General features: G+C 66.8%; 15 protein-coding genes. 14 read left to right on the plus strand and 1 reads right to left on the minus strand.

What is annotated here, in order from left to right:
* Positions 1-25: 25 nt before the first annotated feature.
* The 9 genes from PS060_RS01355 to PS060_RS01395 all read left to right on the plus strand — a co-directional run bounded on the left by PS060_RS01355 (position 26) and on the right by PS060_RS01395 (position 9,206).
* Positions 26-205: an isopropylmalate isomerase gene (locus PS060_RS01355; RefSeq protein WP_273984952.1), complete on the plus strand. Its 180-nt coding sequence runs from the start codon at positions 26-28 to the stop codon at positions 203-205.
* A 25-nt stretch (positions 206-230) separates the two neighbouring features.
* Positions 231-833, plus strand: a complete 603-nt coding sequence (gene leuD / locus PS060_RS01360; RefSeq protein WP_273984953.1) for a 3-isopropylmalate dehydratase small subunit — start codon at positions 231-233, stop codon at positions 831-833.
* A gap of 25 nt (positions 834-858) precedes the next feature.
* A complete protein-coding gene (locus tag PS060_RS01365) occupies positions 859-1,857 on the plus strand; it encodes an NADPH:quinone oxidoreductase family protein (protein WP_273984954.1) in 999 nt (332 codons plus the stop codon).
* Positions 1,858-1,946: 89 nt separating this feature from the next.
* On the plus strand, positions 1,947-2,270 hold the full coding sequence (locus tag PS060_RS01370; RefSeq protein ID WP_273984955.1) for a DUF1476 domain-containing protein: 324 nt from the start codon (positions 1,947-1,949) through the stop codon (positions 2,268-2,270).
* Between the two features lie 3 nt (positions 2,271-2,273).
* A complete protein-coding gene (locus tag PS060_RS01375; protein WP_273984956.1) occupies positions 2,274-2,507 on the plus strand; it encodes a BolA family transcriptional regulator in 234 nt (77 codons plus the stop codon).
* A 38-nt stretch (positions 2,508-2,545) separates the two neighbouring features.
* Positions 2,546-2,872: a Grx4 family monothiol glutaredoxin gene (gene grxD, locus PS060_RS01380; RefSeq protein WP_273984957.1), complete on the plus strand. Its 327-nt coding sequence runs from the start codon at positions 2,546-2,548 to the stop codon at positions 2,870-2,872.
* 556 nt (positions 2,873-3,428) lie between these two features.
* Entirely contained in the window at positions 3,429-4,211 is a 783-nt protein-coding gene (locus PS060_RS01385) for an NUDIX hydrolase (protein ID WP_273984958.1), read from the plus strand.
* A gap of 251 nt (positions 4,212-4,462) precedes the next feature.
* Positions 4,463-6,991, plus strand: a complete 2,529-nt coding sequence (locus PS060_RS01390; RefSeq protein WP_273984959.1) for a glycoside hydrolase family 3 protein — start codon at positions 4,463-4,465, stop codon at positions 6,989-6,991.
* A gap of 58 nt (positions 6,992-7,049) precedes the next feature.
* Positions 7,050-9,206: a glycoside hydrolase family 5 protein gene (locus tag PS060_RS01395; protein ID WP_273984960.1), complete on the plus strand. Its 2,157-nt coding sequence runs from the start codon at positions 7,050-7,052 to the stop codon at positions 9,204-9,206.
* Positions 9,207-9,221: 15 nt separating this feature from the next.
* Here the strand turns inward: PS060_RS01395 and PS060_RS01400 are convergent, their stop codons facing one another.
* Positions 9,222-10,871: a glycoside hydrolase family 43 protein gene (locus PS060_RS01400; RefSeq protein WP_273984961.1), complete on the minus strand. Its 1,650-nt coding sequence runs from the start codon at positions 10,869-10,871 to the stop codon at positions 9,222-9,224.
* 94 nt (positions 10,872-10,965) lie between these two features.
* On the opposite strand from PS060_RS01400, the gene PS060_RS01405 reads away from it, so the two are divergent.
* The 5 genes from PS060_RS01405 (at position 10,966) to PS060_RS01425 (ending at position 17,064) form a co-directional block, all read left to right on the plus strand.
* Positions 10,966-12,090, plus strand: a complete 1,125-nt coding sequence (locus tag PS060_RS01405) for a fumarylacetoacetate hydrolase family protein (protein ID WP_273984962.1) — start codon at positions 10,966-10,968, stop codon at positions 12,088-12,090.
* Between the two features lie 102 nt (positions 12,091-12,192).
* On the plus strand, positions 12,193-12,951 hold the full coding sequence (locus tag PS060_RS01410; RefSeq protein ID WP_273986978.1) for an SDR family NAD(P)-dependent oxidoreductase: 759 nt from the start codon (positions 12,193-12,195) through the stop codon (positions 12,949-12,951).
* Positions 12,948-13,826 carry an SMP-30/gluconolactonase/LRE family protein gene (locus PS060_RS01415; protein WP_273984963.1) on the plus strand — a complete coding sequence of 293 codons (879 nt, stop codon included), beginning with the start codon at positions 12,948-12,950 and terminating at the stop codon, positions 13,824-13,826. Before PS060_RS01410 ends, PS060_RS01415 begins: the two co-directional genes overlap by 4 nt.
* Positions 13,826-15,739 carry a sialate O-acetylesterase gene (locus PS060_RS01420; RefSeq protein WP_273984964.1) on the plus strand — a complete coding sequence of 638 codons (1,914 nt, stop codon included), beginning with the start codon at positions 13,826-13,828 and terminating at the stop codon, positions 15,737-15,739. Before PS060_RS01415 ends, PS060_RS01420 begins: the two co-directional genes overlap by 1 nt.
* On the plus strand, positions 15,736-17,064 hold the full coding sequence (locus PS060_RS01425) for a glycoside hydrolase 5 family protein (protein WP_273984965.1): 1,329 nt from the start codon (positions 15,736-15,738) through the stop codon (positions 17,062-17,064). The genes PS060_RS01420 and PS060_RS01425 overlap by 4 nt, the downstream gene beginning before the upstream one ends.
* The last annotated feature ends 18 nt before the right edge of the window (positions 17,065-17,082 follow it).

Below are 17,082 nucleotides of genomic sequence, written 5' to 3' on the forward strand. Positions count from 1 at the left end.
CGGCAAGCGGGGCCATCTGGAAACCATGACCGACAAGCCCAAGAACAACACCGCCCGCAACGCCGCGCTTGCTGCTGCGGGTGCCATCGGATCGGCGGCGATTGCCGCTGCGCTGCTCTACACGAACAAGCGCAAGAAGAAGCCCGCCGACGAGCCGCCGCCGCCGCCCGCGATCCCTTCGGGCGAGCCGCCCCAAACCGATTAGAACGTCTGACAGACAGGATACGCCGATGCAGCCCCTTACCCGCGTCGATGGCCGCGCCATTCCGCTTGGCCTCAAGAATGTCGACACCGACATCATCATCCCGGCCAAGTGGCTCAAGACCATCAGCCGCGAGGGGCTGGGTGCGGGCGCGTTCGAAGCGCTGCGGGCGGAACCCGGCAATGTCTTCGACGATCCCGCCTACCAGGGCGCGCCGATCCTGATTGCGGGCGACAATTACGGCTGCGGATCGAGCCGCGAGCACGCCGCCTGGGCGATGCTCGATCTCGGGATCCGCGTGGTCATCGCGCCCAGTTTTTCCGACATCCATTCGGGAAATGCGGTCAAGAACGGGATCCTGCCCGTGGTGCTGCCGCAGGACGCGGTCGACCGGCTGCTCGAAGTGGCGCGCGAGGGGCTTGAGATCACCGTCGATCTCGAAGCCCAGACCGTCACCACCCCCTATCAGGATCGCTTCACCTTCGACATCGACCCCTTCCGCAAGCACTGCCTGCTGAACGGCCTCGATGAAGTCGGCCTGACGATGGCGCGGGGCGAGGCGATCGGCGGCTATGAGGCGCAGCGCACTGCCGCCCAGCCGTGGCTGATGCGCGGCACGGCGGCTGCCTGACACATATCAATTGGGAGAGGACACAATGAAAGCCATTCGCACCCACCAGACCGGCGGGCCGGAAACCCTGACTTTGGACGAGGTCGAAACCCCCGTCCCCGGCGCGGGCGAGGTGCTCGTCGCGGTCAAGGCCTGCGCGATCAACTATCCCGATGGGCTGATCATCCGCGATATGTACCAGTTCAAGCCCGCCCGCCCCTTTTCGCCCGGCGGCGAGATTTCGGGTGTGATCGAAGCGGTCGGCGAGGGTGTCGAAGGCTATGCGGTCGGTGACCGCGTGCTCGCCGGGATCGGCAATGGGGGCTTGGCCGAAAAGGTCGTCGTGCCCGCGGGCCGGATGTTCAAGGTGCCCGATGGCGTGCCGTTCGAGAAGGCGGCCAGCCTGCTGATGACCTACGGCACCACCATCCACGGATTGAAGGATCGCGGCCACATCAAGGCGGGCGACACCGTGCTGATCCTCGGCGCGGCGGGCGGCGTCGGGCTTTCGGCGATCGAACTCAGCAAGGCTTTCGGCGCGCGCGTGGTGGCCGCCGTGTCGTCGGAAGCCAAGGGCGAAGTTGCCCGCAAGGCCGGGGCGGACGAAGTCGTGATCTACCCGCGCGAGGCGATGGACAAGGATGCCTCCAAGGCGCTCGCTGACGCCTTCAAGAAGGCCTGCGGGCCGGAGGGCGCGAATATCGTCTATGACATCGTCGGCGGGCAATATTCCGAGCCTGCGCTGCGCGCCATCGCGTGGGAGGGCCGCTTCCTGGTGGTGGGCTTCCCCGCCGGGATCGCCAAGATGCCATTGAACCTCACCCTGCTGAAGTCCTGTGACATCTGCGGCGTGTTCTGGGGCGCCTACACCGCGCGCGATCCCAAGGGCTTCCATGCGCAGGTGAACGAGCTGTTCGACCTGATGAAGGCCGGCAAGATCGACCCGCTGGTGAGCGAAACCTTCCCCCTCGCCCGCGCGGGCGAGGCCATCGCCAGGCTCGAAGCGCGCGAGGCGGTGGGCAAGCTGGTGGTGACGATGGACTAACACGGGGCTACGCGCGGCTTCGCGCTTGAAGCCGCGCGCGCCCGCCTCTATCGCTCCCCTTGGATCGTATCCGAAGGGACACAGAATAGATGACCGACTTCAAGGATCGCGAGCGCGCCGAGGAAGCCCATTTCGCGCTGGAAGGCGAAACCGCTTTCCGCATCCTCGCCCGCCGCAATCGCCTGCTGGGCGAATGGGCCGCTGGCCTGATGGGCCTCACGCCCGAGGAAACCGACGCCTATCGCAAGGCGGTGGTGCAGGCCGAGTTCGAGGAATCGGGCGACGAGGATGTCGTGCGCAAGCTGCTGGGCGACATCACCGCCGCGCAGATCGACGTGACCGAAGCCGACATCCGCGCCAAGCTCGAAGAAATGAGCATCGAGGCCCGCCGCCAGCTGCTCGGCGAGGTGTAAGCCATGCCGATGAGCGCGCGCGAGATCGAGGACGCGATCCTGGCCGCCCTGCCCGGCGCGGTGGTCGAACTGACCGACCTTGCCGGCGATGATGACCACTGGGCGGCAACCGTCACCGCGCCGCAATTCGCCGGTCTCAGCCGCGTGGCGCAGCACAAGCTGGTCTATAATGCACTGGGCGGGCGGATGGGCGGCGTGCTGCACGCCTTGCAAGTCACCACCGTGGTTCCCAAGTAACCTCTCGAACAATCTTCCCATCCAAGGGTCCTGCCATCATGTCCGACGTCAACGCGCGCATTTCCGATCTCGTCACCAGCAATGATGTGGTGCTGTTCATGAAGGGCACCCCGCTCTTCCCGCAATGCGGCTTTTCCAGCCGCGCAGTGGCGATCCTCGATCATTGCGGCGTGGCTTACGAGAGCGTCGACGTGCTGCAGGACATGGAAATCCGCCAGGGCATCAAGAGCTTCTCCGACTGGCCGACGATCCCGCAGCTTTACGTGAAGGGCGAATTCGTCGGCGGCAGCGACATCATGATGGAGATGTTCGAAGCGGGCGAATTGCAAACGCTGCTGGATGAAAGCGGCGTAAAGTCTGTTTGATTTTCCGCAGCCCCTCCGGGCTGCGAAATCCTCGCTCACACGCCCTTCGGGCGCGTCGCTGCGGGCGGGCGGTCGCCCTTGCGGTTGCTGCGCAACCGATACCAGCGCCAGCTTTCGATAAAGCGCTGAACGGCCCGCAGGGCCGCAAGCGCGACCGCGCGCCCGAAGGGGTGGCCCCGCAGGGGCCGGGCCCCCGTAGGAAAGCCAAGCAGCGCGGACGCGCTGCGCCGGCGCCTGAGGCGCAAACAAAAAACGCCCCGCAGGACCAGTGCGGGGCGTTTTTCATTTTCGCGGTTGGCGCAACCCGGAGACCAGGAGGGGTCGCACCGCGCGTTCAAGACCATTGGGACCGCTCCATACTATGCAGGTGCCGTGCCAAACTCAAAAAACCCCGGAATTCCGCCATTTTTCGCTATCCCTTGGAGCGGAGCCTGCAAGCAGTTGTAAAGCATCCCGACATCACTGCACGCCATCGCGTGGCGGCGCACCAGCAAACCCGGCAGGCACGCGCCTTGGCTCTTGGCAAGCGGCTGCCGCGAGGCCATCCTTTGCCGCAATGACCAGCGATTCAGCGCCCGACGGCATTCCTGCCGCGACCATCATTATCTTCCGCAACGCCACCGACGGCGGCCCGCCGGAGGTGCTGATGACCGTGCGCTCGCGCGAGTTGCGCTTTGCGGGCGGCATGGCAGTGTTTCCCGGCGGGCGGGTCGATCCTGAGGACTTCGCGCTCGGCGAGCAGGTCGCCGCGGCGACTGGTCTCGCCCCGGATGAGGCCGCGCACCAGATCGCCGCCGTGCGTGAGACGCTGGAGGAAACCGGCCTGGCGCTCGGCCTTGTGGGCGACATCACCGCGCAAAGCGCCGAGGCGGCGCGCGCGATGCTGGCAGAAAACGGCGCGCTTGCCCCGGTGCTGGAGGCCTTCGGCTGGCAGCTCGATCTTGCGCAGATCACGCCCTTTGCGCGCTGGTATCCCAAGAACGAGCGCATCCCGCGCGTCTATGACACCCGCTTCTACCTCGCCGACCTTGGCACCGGTGCGGTCGAGGTGTCGATCGACCAGTCGGAAAACACCCACCTGTTCTGGACCACGGCGCAAGGCGCACTCGATGCGGCGGAGCGGGGCGACATCAAGCTGATCTTCCCGACCCGCCGCAATCTCGAACGCCTTGCCCTGTTCGCCAGCCACGCCGAAGCGAAGGCGCAGGCCGAGGCGATCCCGGTGCGCACCATCATGCCGCAGGTCGAAGAGCGTAACGGGACAAGCTGGCTGACGATCCTCGCCGATGCGGGCTACCCGATCACGGGCGAACCGCTCGACACCGTCGCACGCGGCTGACCGCCCGGTTGCGATGCGAATCGTCTCGGCGCCATTATGGTATCGCTATCATTGCTGCTGGACAGCTGACTGCATAGCTATTTTCTGAAATTTTCCCTATTCATTTCAATTCTCTTATCCCGGTGATTCCCGATGGCCACCGGATGTAGGCGCGTCGCATGATTGACTTTGGATCGGAGATTTTCCAACATCCATGTTAGCGTTAGCAAAGGCGCTGGGAATGGCGGAGATCACCGCCACGGGAGAGGGACATGACAGGCCAATCGGGCGCCGCGCGCGCTTGCCGCATCGCAGGATTGCTTGCCGCCGCGAGCATCGCCTCGCTGGCGCAGGCAGACGAGACATCAACGGCGGCTGCATCGCAAGCGGCTCCCCTCCCGGCCGGCACAGCCAACCCGGCGCTCTGGCCCGCCTACCAATACCCCGTCCCCGTCCGCCCCGAACACGAGGCGATGATCGCCGATCTGATCGGGCGCATGACGATCGAGGAGAAGGTGGGGCAATTGGTGCAGGCCGACCTGTGCTGCGTCACGCCGGAGGACTTCCGCACATACAAGCTGGGCTCGCTGCTGGTCGGCGGCAATAGCGGGCCCAATGGCAATGACCTCTCGCCCGCGCCCGATTGGCTGAAGGCGGCAGACGAATTCTACCTCGCCTCGGTTGATCGTTCGGACGGCGGGGTCGGCATCCCGATGATCTGGGGCACGGACGCGGTGCACGGCCATTCCAACATCATCGGGGCGACCATCTTCCCGCACAATATCGGGCTTGGCGCGATGCGCGATGCGGCGCTCATCGAGCGGATCGGCGCGGCGACCGCCAAGGAGATCCGCGTCACCGGGCAGGAGTGGACTTTCGCGCCGACAGTGGCCGTGCCGCAGGATTTCCGCTGGGGCCGGGCGTATGAGGGATATTCGTCCGACCCTGATCTGGTCGCATCCTATGTCGGCGCGATGGTGCGCGGGCTTCAGGGGCCGCCCACGGGCGACAACCTCCTCGCCGGGCCGTGGGTGATCGCCTCGACCAAGCATTTCCTCGCCGATGGCGGCACCGACAGGGGCGTGGATCAGGGCGACAGCTCGATCAGCGAGGCGGCGCTGCGCGATATTCACGGGAAGCCTTATGGCCCGGCGATTGCCGAGGGTGTGGCGACCGTGATGGTCAGCTTTTCGAGCTGGCAGGGCGTCAAGATGACCGGCAACCACTCGCTGGTGACCGGCGTGCTCAAGGAGCGAATGGATTTCGGCGGATTTGTCGTGTCGGACTGGAACGCGCACGGGCAGGTGGCGGGCTGCACCAACGAGGCGTGCCCGCAGGCGCTGATGGCTGGCGTCGATATGTACATGGCCCCCGATACGTGGAAGCCGATATACAACGACTTGCTCGCCCGCGCGAAATCGGGGGCAATCCCGATGAGCCGGATCGACGAGGGCGTGGCGCGTATCCTGCGGGTGAAGGCTCGGCTTGGGCTGTTCACCGCGGGCAAGCCGTCCGAGCGCCCCTACTCCGGCCGCTATGAACTGCTCGGCGCCCCCGAACATCGCGCCATCGCGCGCGAAGCGGTGAGGAAGTCGCTGGTGCTGCTCAAGAACGAAGGCGTGCTGCCGCTCGCACCGGGCCAGCGGCTGCTGGTCGCAGGTGACGGCGCGGATGACATTGCGCGCCAATCGGGCGGGTGGACGTTGAGCTGGCAGGGGACGGGCCTCACCAACGCCCAGTTCCCCGGCGCGACCTCGATCTGGGGCGGGTTGAAGCAGGCAGTCGAGGCCGGCGGCGGCAGTGCGGTGCTGTCGCCCGACGGCAGCTTCACCCAGAAGCCCGATGCCGCCGTGGTGGTGTTCGGCGAGACCCCCTATGCCGAGTTTCAGGGCGACCGCGCGGCCTTGCTGCTCGATCCCGAACTGACCGGGCCGTTTGCGACCATGAAGAAGCTGAAGGCGCAAGGGATTCCGGTCGTCGCGGTGATGATCACTGGACGGCCGTTGTATGTGAACCCGGCGCTCAATGCGGCCGATGCTTTCGTGGTCGCCTGGCTGCCGGGCAGCGAGGGCGGGGGCGTGGCCGATGTGCTGGTGGGGGACGCAGCCGGCAAGCCCCGCTTCGACTTCAGCGGCAAGCTCCCCGCCGCCTGGCCGCGCGCCGCGCAGATTGCGGAAGGGACGCTGTTCCCCTTCGGCTACGGTCTTGATTACGCGGCGCCCAAGGGCAGCTTCACCGCCCTTCCCGAACTCGACGCAAACCTGCTCGGCGCGGACAGCCGCAACTGGTTCAGCGCTGGCACCCCCGCCGCGCGCTGGTCGCTGTGGGTGGCGGGCACCGGGGACGAGGTCGAAACCCGCGTTACCACGGTTCCGGCCGACGCGCTGGGCGGCCGGGCGCGGGTGACGGCGGAAAACTTCAAGGTGCAGGAGGGCGCGCGCCGGATCGCGGTGCAACGCGGCACGGCGAGCGTGCAGCTCGGCTCGTTCGAGAGTGTCGATGTCGCGCGCGAGACCAATGGCGATGTCATGGTGCTGGTCACCATGCGGGTCTGGGACGCACCCGATTCCGCCCGGATCGGTGCGCGCGGGCCGGGGAGCGAAGGCTACACCGCGATCACCCTCTCCGCCACCGAGGGCTATGTGCGCTATGGCCTGCCGCTCAAGTGCCTGCGCGAAAAGGGGGCGGACATGGCGAGCCTCAACCGTCCCTTCGTGCTCGAAACGCAAGGCAAGGCCGACTTCGCCATCGCCGAAGTCCGTCTCGGCAGCGATGCCGAACAAATTCTACCGTGCCACTGATCCGGCGCGGGTCACACACCAACATCCGGCCGCCAGAGCCGCAAACAGGGAGAGAGACATGAACCGCAAGGCTTTTGCCGCGCTGCTGCCGTTGGCCGGGATGATGCTGGGACAGATCGCCGCAGCCCCGCCCGCCGCCGCTGCGCCTGCGGCCACGCCCGCGCTACCGGTGGGCACCTGCATCAACCTCGGCAACACACTCGAACCGCAGACCGAGGGCGCATGGGGCGGGGTGCCGGTGCGTCAGGAGGATCTGAAGCGGATCGCCGAGGCGGGCTTCAAGACCATCCGCCTGCCGGTGCGCTGGCACAACAAGTCCTCCGACAAGCCGCCCTACACCATCGACCCTCAATGGATGGCGCGCGTCCAGCAGATCGTCGACTGGGCGCTGGCCGAGGACTTGAACGTCATCCTCAACAGCCACCACTTCGACCCGATCCATGATGATCCTCTGGGCGTTGCCGCATGGCACGGGGGCGTGTGGAAGCAGATTGCGGAAACCTTCAAGGGCTATCCTGAAGCCAAGCTGTGGTTCGAGCTGGAGAACGAGCCGCACAAGAACTTCACCCACGCGAACCTCTTGCAGACCCTTGCCCCGGCGCTGGCCGAGGTGAGGAAGCTCCACCCCACCCGCGCGGTGATCATCGGCGGCGAGAACTGGAGCGGGATCACATCGCTCGAAACGCTCCCGCTGCCCGAAGACCCGAACATCCATCCGACCTTCCACTATTACGATCCCTTCGCCTACACCCATCAGGGGGCGGAATGGACCAAGCCCGATATGCCCCCGGTGGGCCGCAGCTTCCCGACCGAGGCAGACCGCGCGCAGCTGGCCAAGGATGTGGCCAGCATCCAGACCTATATCGCGCGCACCGGCAAGACCCCCTTCATGGGCGAGGTCGGGGCCTATGATCTCCACATCCCGCTGGCCGACCGCGTGGCCTATCACCGCACCGTGGCCGAGGCGTTCAAGCCGACCGGGATCGGGATGTGCATGTGGGCCTATACCAACACTTTCCCCTTCTTCGATCACAAGCAGGGCGCGTGGCTGCCGGGCCTGCGCGGTGCGATCGGACTGAAGGATGATACCACCGCCCCGCCCGCTCCGGCCAAGCCGGTCGCAGCGGCGCCTGCGGCGAAATCTTCGGGCAAGGCGAACCTGTCAGCAGAACTCGCCGCGCTCGATGCGCAGATTCCGGGCGATCTCATCAATGATCCAACCCGAATCGACTGGGCGAGCTATGGCCCCGAGTTGGAGACCAGCGGACGGCAGGCGGCGGACATCCCCGGCGGCGGCGCGGCGCGGGTGTTCAATGTGAAGGCCAAGGGGGCGTTCCCCTATACGGTCGCCACCAATATCCCGCTGCTCGATGACATCAGCGCCGGCGAGCAGGTGACGGTCGGCTTCTATGCCCGCGTGGTCAGCACCGAGCGGTCGGACGGCAAGGGCATCCTTGGCGTGCGCTTTCAGGAGAACGCCGCGCCCTATGGCGGGTTTGGCGATACCAATGTGCTGGTCGGGCCGGATTGGGAATGGCACGAGGTCACCGCGCGGGCCGACAAGCGCATCCGCAAGGCCGACGCCATCGTGACGCTGCAACTGGCGGGCGCCAAGCAGGTGGTGGAGATCGGCCAGGCGATCGTGGTGAAGGGCGCATCGAGCATCCAGACCCCGACCGCCAGCGCCGCCGCCAAGCCCGCCCCCAGCCTCAAGGATCCCGCCAGCATCGAGATGCCCGATTCCTTGCGCAGCGCCGGGCAGCTGGTCAATGATCCCACCAACCGCGCCTGGGCGCATGGCGGGGCGGGCGGCAGCTGGCAGGGGATCGATGTTCCCGAAATCTGGCTCCAGAAGGCGACCCGCTTCACCACCACCAAGGTCGGCGAGAACCGCTGGGATCTGACCACCGCGATCCCGATCCTGCCCGAGGTCAAGGAGGGCGAGACCTTCATGGTCGCAGTCGTCGCGCGCACGATCAGCGCGGGGACGGATGACGGCAAGGGTCTGATCTTCGCCCGGATGCAGAGCGCCACCCCGCCTTACGAGGGCTTTGGCGACAAGGCCTTCAAGATCGGCGATCGCTGGCAGATGGTGAACCTGCCCTTCACCGCCACCCGCGGCTTTGGCGCAGGCGATGCGACCGTGACGCTGCACTTTGCAGGCGCGGTGCAGAATGTCGAAATCGGGCCGGTCTATATCTTCAAGACCAACTGATTTGGCGCGCGGCCCCTATCCCGGCGAGAAGGCATAGGGGCCGACCACCAGCCCGGTGAACAGCCCGGCGTGAACCGAGGCGAGCGGTTCGACATTGATCGTCCCGCCGACCGCCTGCCACGCGCCCCCGCCTTCCGTACGCCAGAACACCCGCGCACTGCCGCCGTCGAGCGCGAGCTTCAATTCGACCGGGCCATCGCTGCCAAGCGGCGCAGCGGCGACCTCGCGGCCCCCTGCCCAATCGCTGGCCGAGGTGCGCAGCCGCACCACGATCCGCCCCTGCTCCTTGCCTGCGGCGAGGAAGTGCGTCTCGTCCATGAAGGCGAGCAGTCCGGCAAAATCCCCGCGCCGTTCGGGGGTAAAGGCAAGGCGGGTGGTGAATTCGGCCTTGTGGTGCCGCAGCCGCCGCCCGGTGAAGGCAGGGCGGCCAAGGCTTCCGGCGGCCGCCGATCCGGCAGCGAGGTGCAGCGCCCCGCCCTCAACCTGCCATTGCGGCGCGCCTCCCGGCGTGCGCAAGGCGAGCCATTCGTTGGAAGGCGGCGCGGCAAATTCCTCGCGCCAGCTGTCCCATTGCGCCCCGGTCGAGGCGGGCAGCGCCGGAGCCGTTGCCACCAGCGGCACCGGCTGCTGGCGGTCAAGGAAGCGCGGCCAGCCGTCGACCCATGTCACCGGCAACAGGAACGTCTCACGCCCCAGCAGCGTCGATTGCCCGGCAAAGGGCCGCGTGGCGAGGAACACGCCCCACCAGCTGCCATCCTTCAGCTGCACGATATCGGCATGACCCGTCGCCTCGATCCGGTCGGGCCGACCGGGCGGCAGATCGCGCTGGGTGAGGATCGGGTTGAACGGCCCCGGCAGATAGGGGCCAGTCACCGCGCGCGAGCGGTAGATGGTCTGCGAATGCTGGTCAGCCGTGCCGCCTTCGGCGGTCAACAGATAGTACCAGTCGCCGATCCTGTAGATATGCGGCCCTTCGGCCCAGATCGGTTTGGTGGCAGGGTCAACGCCCTTGTCGACCAGCAGGGTGCGCTCGGGCCGCACCCGCATCGCCACAGGATCGAACTGCTGGAGCCACAGCGCGCGGTGGCCCTCGTATTCCGGCTCGCCCGGAGGCGCGTCGTTATAGACGATCCACGCACGGCCATCGGCATCGAAGAACAGCGAAGGATCGATCCCGCCGAAATCGAGCCACACCGGATCGCTCCACGGCCCCGCCGGATCATCGGTGGTGATGACGAAATTGCCGCCACATTCGATGCAGGTGTTGACGATCCAGAACCGCCCCTCGTGATGCGTGATCGCGGGCGCAAACAGCCCGCGATTGGTGCCGATCCCGCTGAAATCGAGCTGGCCGGGGCGGTCGATGGCGTTGCCGATCAGCCGCCAGTTCACAAGGTCGGTCGAGTGCAGGATCGGCAGGCCCGGAAACCAGCTGAAGGTCGATGTGACGGTGTAGAAATCGCGCCCCACCCTGACGATCGAGGGATCGGGGTGAAAGCCGGGCAGCACCGGGTTGCGATAATGGCCCGGCGGCACCGGCGTTGCGGCCTCCTCGCCCTCGTAGGCGAGCCAGTCGAAGGCGGCGACATTGTCCTCGGCTTCAACCGCGGTTGCCCCCAGCAGCGCGAGCGCCCCGACCCATCCTGCCATCTGTCCTGACATCATTCACCTCTCCCGATAATCGCTCGCTTTGGGGGCTTGTCGGCCCGCGATTGTGTGCTTATGGTAGCGCTATCAGCGAGGAGGGCAAGAGCCAGAAATGGCCGAAAGCATTATCGAAAGCCTGCCCGCGGATTTCCGCGATGGGCACTTCATCGGCCGGGCGCTTTCGCCCGATGGGCCGTGCGTGATCGGCATTGTCGGCGGCCAGCTTCACGACCTCACCTGCGTTGCCAGCACGGTCTCCGGCGCCGTGGCGCGGCGGTCCTTTGCAGGTGGCGCGCTGATCGGTCCGGCCGAGGATGGCCTGCCCGAAGGCTGGCGCCTGCTCGCCCCCATCGACCTGCAATGCATCAAGGCGAGCGGCGTGACCTTCGCCCTTTCCGCCATCGAACGCGTGATCGAGGAACGCGCCCGCGGCGATGCCAGCGCAGCAGCCGCGATCCGCGCGCAGCTCGAAGACAAGGTCGGCAGCGGCATCCGCTCGGTCGTCCCCGGCAGCGCAGCGGCGGCGCAATTGAAGGCGGCGCTGATCGAGGAAGGGATGTGGTCGCAATACCTTGAAGTCGCGATCGGGCCGGATGCCGAAATCTTCTCCAAGGCGCCGGTGCTCTCCGCGGTCGGCACCGGTGCGCCTGTCGGGGTGCGGTCGGATTCGCACTGGAACAATCCCGAACCCGAAGTCGTGCTGGTGTGCGATGCGCATGGCGAGGTCGTGGGCGCGTGCCTTGGCAATGATGTGAACCTGCGCGATTTCGAAGGCCGCTCGGCGCTGCTGCTGTCCAAGGCCAAGGACAACACGGCAAGCTGCGCCATCGGCCCGTTCATCCGCCTGTTCGACGAAGGCTTCACGCTCGACGATGTGCGCGGGGCCGAGATCGAACTCACCATCGAAGGGCCGGAAGGCTACCGGCTCGAAGGGCGCAACGATATGCGCCAGATCAGCCGCGATCCGCTCGATCTGGTGGCGCAGTGCCTCTCGGAACATCACTACCCCGATGGCTTCGTGCTGTTCTGCGGCACGCTGTTCGCGCCGACACAGGATCGCGACACGCCGGGCGCCGGTTTCACGCACAAGGTCGGCGATGTGGTGACGATCCGTTCAGGTCGGCTGGGGACGCTGACCAACACCGTGACCACCTCGCGCGATGCGCCCGCCTGGACGATGGGCTTTGCCGCCTTCGCCCGCAATCTGGCGCAGCGCGGACTGATTGACGCAATCTGACACGCAGAGCGATATCTGACACGGGCGCACCGGAGCGGGATCAGACCGGGCGCCAAGAAGGGATGGGGACAGCAATTGGACGCGCAATCGAGCAGCGCAGGGGTGCACAGCGCGATCTATCCGAGCCTGACGGGCAAGCGGGTGATCGTCAGTGGCGGGGCCTCAGGGATCGGCGAGGCGATGGTCGAGGCCTTCACCCGGCAAGGCGCCGCGGTCGGCTTTGTCGACATTCAGGACGCGCCCAGCCTTGCGCTGGTCGAACGCCTCTCGGATGCGGACTGCCCGCCCCGCTATCGCTCCTGCGACATTACCGATGCCGATGGATATGTTGACGTTATCAAGAGCTTGCTGGACGATCTCGGCGGCTGCGATGTGCTGATCAACAATGCCGCGAGCGATGATCGCCATGCGCTCGATACCGTCACCCCGGCCTATTGGGACGAGCGGATGGCGGTCAATCTCAAGCACCAGTTCTTCGCCGCGCAGGCTGTCATCCCGACGATGCGCGCGGGCGGCGGCGGGGCGATTGTCAACATGGGCTCGATCAGCTGGCACCTGGGCCTCAAGGATCTGGTGATCTACCAGACCGCCAAGGCCGCGATCGAGGGGCTGACCCGCAGCCTCGCGCGTGAACTGGGGCGCGACAATATCCGCGTCAACGCGATCCTCCCCGGCAATGTCCAGACCCCGCGCCAGATGCGCTGGTACACCCCCGAGGGCGAAGCCGAAATCGTGGAATCGCAATGCCTTGATGGCCGGATTCAACCGGCTGACATCGCCGCGATGGCGCTGTTCCTGGCCTCGGACGATGCGCGTTTCTGCACCGGCCACAATTACTGGGTGGATGCCGGATGGCGATGAGCCCTGCCGTCACCCCGGTGCTCGCAGCCGATTGCCTGCTGGGCGAGGGCGTCTTGTGGGATGCCGCGCGCGGGATTGTATGGTTTGTCGACATCAAGCGCCAGCGGCTGTGGCACTTTGACCCCTCCAACACGAGCAACGCCTATGTCGATGCGCCCGCGCCGATCGGCTGGGCGATCCCGGCCGAAGGCGGCTTGCTGCTGTGCGGCTGCAAGGACGGGCTCTACACCTTCGCGCCCGAAACCAGCGTGTTTACAAAGCTCTGCGAGGTTCCGGGCGAGCCTGCCGGCAACCGCTTGAACGATGCCTGCACCGATCCCCAAGGGCGCGTCTGGTTCGGCTCGATGGACGATTCCGAGGCCGCCCCATCGGGCCGGTTCTACGTCTTCGACCGCGGGCGCGTGCGCCCCGCCGGGCCGAGCGGGATCGCGATCACCAATGGCCCGGCGGTCGACGCCGCGGGCACGCGCATCTATTTCACTGATACGACAGCACAAAAGATCTTCGTCGCCGATCTGACCGAGGCGGGCGTTGGCGAGGCGCGCGTGTTTGTCGACACCGCCGCGCACTTCCCCGAGGCCTACCCCGATGGCCCGGTGGTCGATGCCGAGGGCCATGTCTGGACGGCACTCTATTTCGGCGGCTGCGTCGCCCGCTTCTCGCCCGAGGGCGCGCTGGTGGCGACCATCCCGATTCCGGCGCGCGATGTCACCAAGCTGGCGTTCGGAGGGACACGCCTCACCACCGCCTATGTCACCACGGCGACCAAGAACATGACCCAACAGGACATGGTCGAACGGCCGCTGGCCGGCAGCCTGTTTGCCTTCGAAGCGCCCGTCGCAGGGTTTGCGCAGACCCGCGCGAGGCTCGCCTGATGCGCCCGCTTTTCAGAGCCTTGGCCGGCGTTCTTGCCATTCATGCCGCCAGCCCGGCCTTCTCCAACCCGGTTCTGGACGCCGGATTTGGCGATAATATGGTGCTTCAGGGCGGCGCGCCGCTGATGCTCTCCGGGCGCGCAAATCCGGCGACACGGGTGACAGTGACGCTCAATACCCTGTCAACATCCGTGCAAACCGACGCTGAAGGGGCATTCTTCGTCACCCTGCCCGCCCAGTCCAACAGCCGCGCGCCGGCCAATCTCACCGTCAGCGCTGCCAGCGGTTCAACAACCTATCGCAACATCCTGATCGGAAATGTCTTTCTGTGCGGCGGGCAGTCCAACATGGAATTGCCGGTCGAACGCGCGCTCGATGTCTGGAACCAGCTGCGTCAGGCGAGCGATGACGGCATCCGGCTGCTGATGGTGCCCAAGACCACCGCACCGGTGCCGCAGACCACCTTTGCAGCGCCGGTGGCATGGCAGGCCGCCACGCCCGAGAGTGTCGCCCCCTTTTCCGCCGCCTGCTTCTACATGGCAAAAGCGCTGCGTAGGAAAGACCCTTCGACGCCCATCGGCCTGATCCACGCCAACTGGGGCGGCAGCGCCGCGCGCGCGTGGTATGATCCGGAGGCGGCGGCCGCGATGCACGGCAAGGCCGAGACCGATCTCCTCGCGCTCTACAACCGCGATCCCTATGCCGCCACCCAGGCCTTCGTGCCGCAGTGGTTCGACTGGTGGCGCGCGCAGGATGGCGGGCGCGAACCGTGGAAGACCCCGCAGGCGCTCGACTGGAAGCCGATCCCGCAATTCTCGTTCTGGAACGAATGGAAAGGCACCGGGCTCGACACCCGCCCCCGCGCCAATGTGTGGCTGCGGCAGACCATCACGCTCACACCCGAACAGGCAAGGGGCGAAGGCCAGCTTGCGATCGGGGCGATTGACGACATGGATCTCACCTTCGTCAACGGGCATCCGGTGGGCTACACCTTCGGCTGGGGCGTGGAGCGCACCTACCGGGTGCCGCCTCAACACCTGAAGCCAGGGCGCAACGAGATCCTGATTGCCGCGAACAATATGTGGGACACCGGCGGCTTCTTCGCCGGGCCGGATCGCCTCGCCTTCACCGCGGCCAATGGCGCGCGCATCCCGCTTGGGGCCGATTGGCAGTATGCCACCACCCAGGTGAGCGACATTCCCCCCCGCGCGCCGTGGGATGCCAATGCCGGGCTGGGCGTGATGCACAATGCCATGATTGCGCCGCTGGGCCGCATGACGCTTGCCGGTGTGGCGTGGTATCAGGGCGAGGCGGATATCGGGCAGGGACGCTACGATGCCAAGCTCGCGCAGCTGTTTGCCGGATGGCGCCGCCAGTTCGGGCCGCAGACGCGGATGCTGGTGGTGCAGCTTGCCGACTTTGGCGAGCGCCGTTCGGTGCCGGGCGAATCCGGCTGGGCGCAGCTGCGCGACGATCAGCGCCGCGGTGTCGCCGCCGATGCCAACGCCGCGCTGGTCACCGCAATCGACATCGGCGAGCCGACCGACATCCACCCCGCCAACAAGAACGACCTCGGCAAGCGCCTTGCCGCTGCCTTCCATGGCCGCGCGATGCCCGCGCCCGAACGTGCCGTGCGCGAGGGCGCACAGGTGCGGGTTGACCTCTCGGGAATCGCGGGCGCGCTAAAGGTCGAGGGCGGGCCTTACCCGCTCGGGGTCGAGCTGTGCGAGGCTGGCCCCGGCACCTGCCGCTTCGTGCTCGCCGATGTGCAAGGCAACCGCCTGATCCTCCCCGTGCCGGAGGGCATGGCGCCCACCCGCGTGCGCTATGCCTGGGCCGATGCGCCGGTGGTGAACCTCGTCGATGGCGAGGGGATGCCGGTGCCGGGCTTCGAACTGGGGATCGACCCGTGATCCTGACACGGCGCGAGGCCGTCGCTTGGGCGGCGGGCGCGGCCGGGACACTGACGCTGGGGGATGCCGCCGCTGCGCAAGCGCCCTCCCCCGATTTCGTCACGCGCAAGGGCACGCAGTTGCTGCGCTTCGGCAAGCCCTACCGCATCACCGGCGCGAACCTGTGGTATGCGGCATGGCTCGGCGCGGACGCGGCATTTGGCGACCGGGCGCGATTGATCCGCGAGCTCGATCGGTTGCAGGCGCTCGGGATCAACAACCTGCGCATCATGGCGGCAGCCGAGGAAGGCCCGCTCAGGAATGCGATCAAGCCCGGCTTCACCCGCGCCGACGGCGGCGCTAATGCCGCGCTGCTGGAGGGGCTCGACTTCGCGCTCGCTGAAATCGCCGCGCGCGGAATGACGGCGGTGGTGGTGCTCTCGAACTTCTGGGAGTGGTCGGGCGGCCTGCAAACCCTGCTGTGGCGGGCGACCGGCCGCTTCATCGACATGGGCGATCCGGCCCACCCCTGGCCCGCCTTTGCCGATGCGACCGCCCGCACCTATGCCAATCCTGAGGCCATGGCGCTCTACCGCGATCATGTCCGCAGCCTGCTGGTGCGGCGCAACAGCGTGACCGGCAGGCTCTATGCGCAGGACCCGGCGATCATGGCCTGGCAGCTCGCCAATGAACCGCGCCCCGGCGGCAGCAATGCCGCCATCGCCGCGAACCGTGCGGCCTATCTGGCGTGGATCGCCGATACCACCGCGCTGATCCGCGCAAGCGCGCCGCATCAGCTCGTCAGTCTTGGGCAGGAAGGCACGCAAGCCACCAATGGCGATGCTGCGCTGGTCGCCGAGGCCCATGCGGCGGTCGACTATGTCACGGCGCATATCTGGCCGCTCAACTGGGGCTGGGTGAAGGGCGATGATCTCGCGGGCACCTGGCCCGAAGGCCGCCGCAAGGTCGAGGCCTACATCGCCGACCACATCGCGGTTGCGGAGCGCCTCGGCAAGCCGCTTGTGATCGAGGAGTTCGGCTTCCCGCGCGACGGCGAGGCGCATGATCCGGCCAGCCCTGCAACCTTCCGCGCGGCCTATTACCGCACCATCTATTCCGCTGTCGAAGCCAGCTGGCGTCAAGGCGGCGTGGTTGCGGGGAGCAATTTCTGGGCATGGAACGGCGAGGCGCGCGCGGCCCATGCCGATTATCGCTTCAAGGACGGTGACCGCGCCTATATGGGCGACCCGCCGCACGAGCCGCAGGGTTGGTACGGCGTGTTCGACAGTGACGCGGGCCTGCACGCGCTAATCCGCGATCATGTGGCGCTGGCGCTGACCGTCTGATTTTCGCGAGGTTCTTTG

The sequence above is a fragment of the Erythrobacter sp. BLCC-B19 genome (assembly GCF_028621955.1).
Lineage (GTDB): Bacteria > Pseudomonadota > Alphaproteobacteria > Sphingomonadales > Sphingomonadaceae > Erythrobacter.

Excerpts from the sequence above, each read along its gene's own strand:
- PS060_RS01355 (WP_273984952.1), top strand. The coding sequence starts at position 26 with ATGACCGACAAGCCCAAGAACAACACCGCCCGCAACGCCGCGCTTGCT.
- leuD (WP_273984953.1), top strand. The coding sequence starts at position 231 with ATGCAGCCCCTTACCCGCGTCGATGGCCGCGCCATTCCGCTTGGCCTC.
- PS060_RS01365 (WP_273984954.1), top strand. The coding sequence starts at position 859 with ATGAAAGCCATTCGCACCCACCAGACCGGCGGGCCGGAAACCCTGACT.
- PS060_RS01370 (WP_273984955.1), top strand. The coding sequence starts at position 1,947 with ATGACCGACTTCAAGGATCGCGAGCGCGCCGAGGAAGCCCATTTCGCG.
- PS060_RS01375 (WP_273984956.1), top strand. The coding sequence starts at position 2,274 with ATGCCGATGAGCGCGCGCGAGATCGAGGACGCGATCCTGGCCGCCCTG.
- grxD (WP_273984957.1), top strand. The coding sequence starts at position 2,546 with ATGTCCGACGTCAACGCGCGCATTTCCGATCTCGTCACCAGCAATGAT.
- PS060_RS01385 (WP_273984958.1), top strand. The coding sequence starts at position 3,429 with ATGACCAGCGATTCAGCGCCCGACGGCATTCCTGCCGCGACCATCATT.
- PS060_RS01390 (WP_273984959.1), top strand. The coding sequence starts at position 4,463 with ATGACAGGCCAATCGGGCGCCGCGCGCGCTTGCCGCATCGCAGGATTG.
- PS060_RS01395 (WP_273984960.1), top strand. The coding sequence starts at position 7,050 with ATGAACCGCAAGGCTTTTGCCGCGCTGCTGCCGTTGGCCGGGATGATG.
- PS060_RS01400 (WP_273984961.1), bottom strand. The coding sequence starts at position 10,871 with ATGATGTCAGGACAGATGGCAGGATGGGTCGGGGCGCTCGCGCTGCTG.
- PS060_RS01405 (WP_273984962.1), top strand. The coding sequence starts at position 10,966 with ATGGCCGAAAGCATTATCGAAAGCCTGCCCGCGGATTTCCGCGATGGG.
- PS060_RS01415 (WP_273984963.1), top strand. The coding sequence starts at position 12,948 with ATGAGCCCTGCCGTCACCCCGGTGCTCGCAGCCGATTGCCTGCTGGGC.
- PS060_RS01420 (WP_273984964.1), top strand. The coding sequence starts at position 13,826 with ATGCGCCCGCTTTTCAGAGCCTTGGCCGGCGTTCTTGCCATTCATGCC.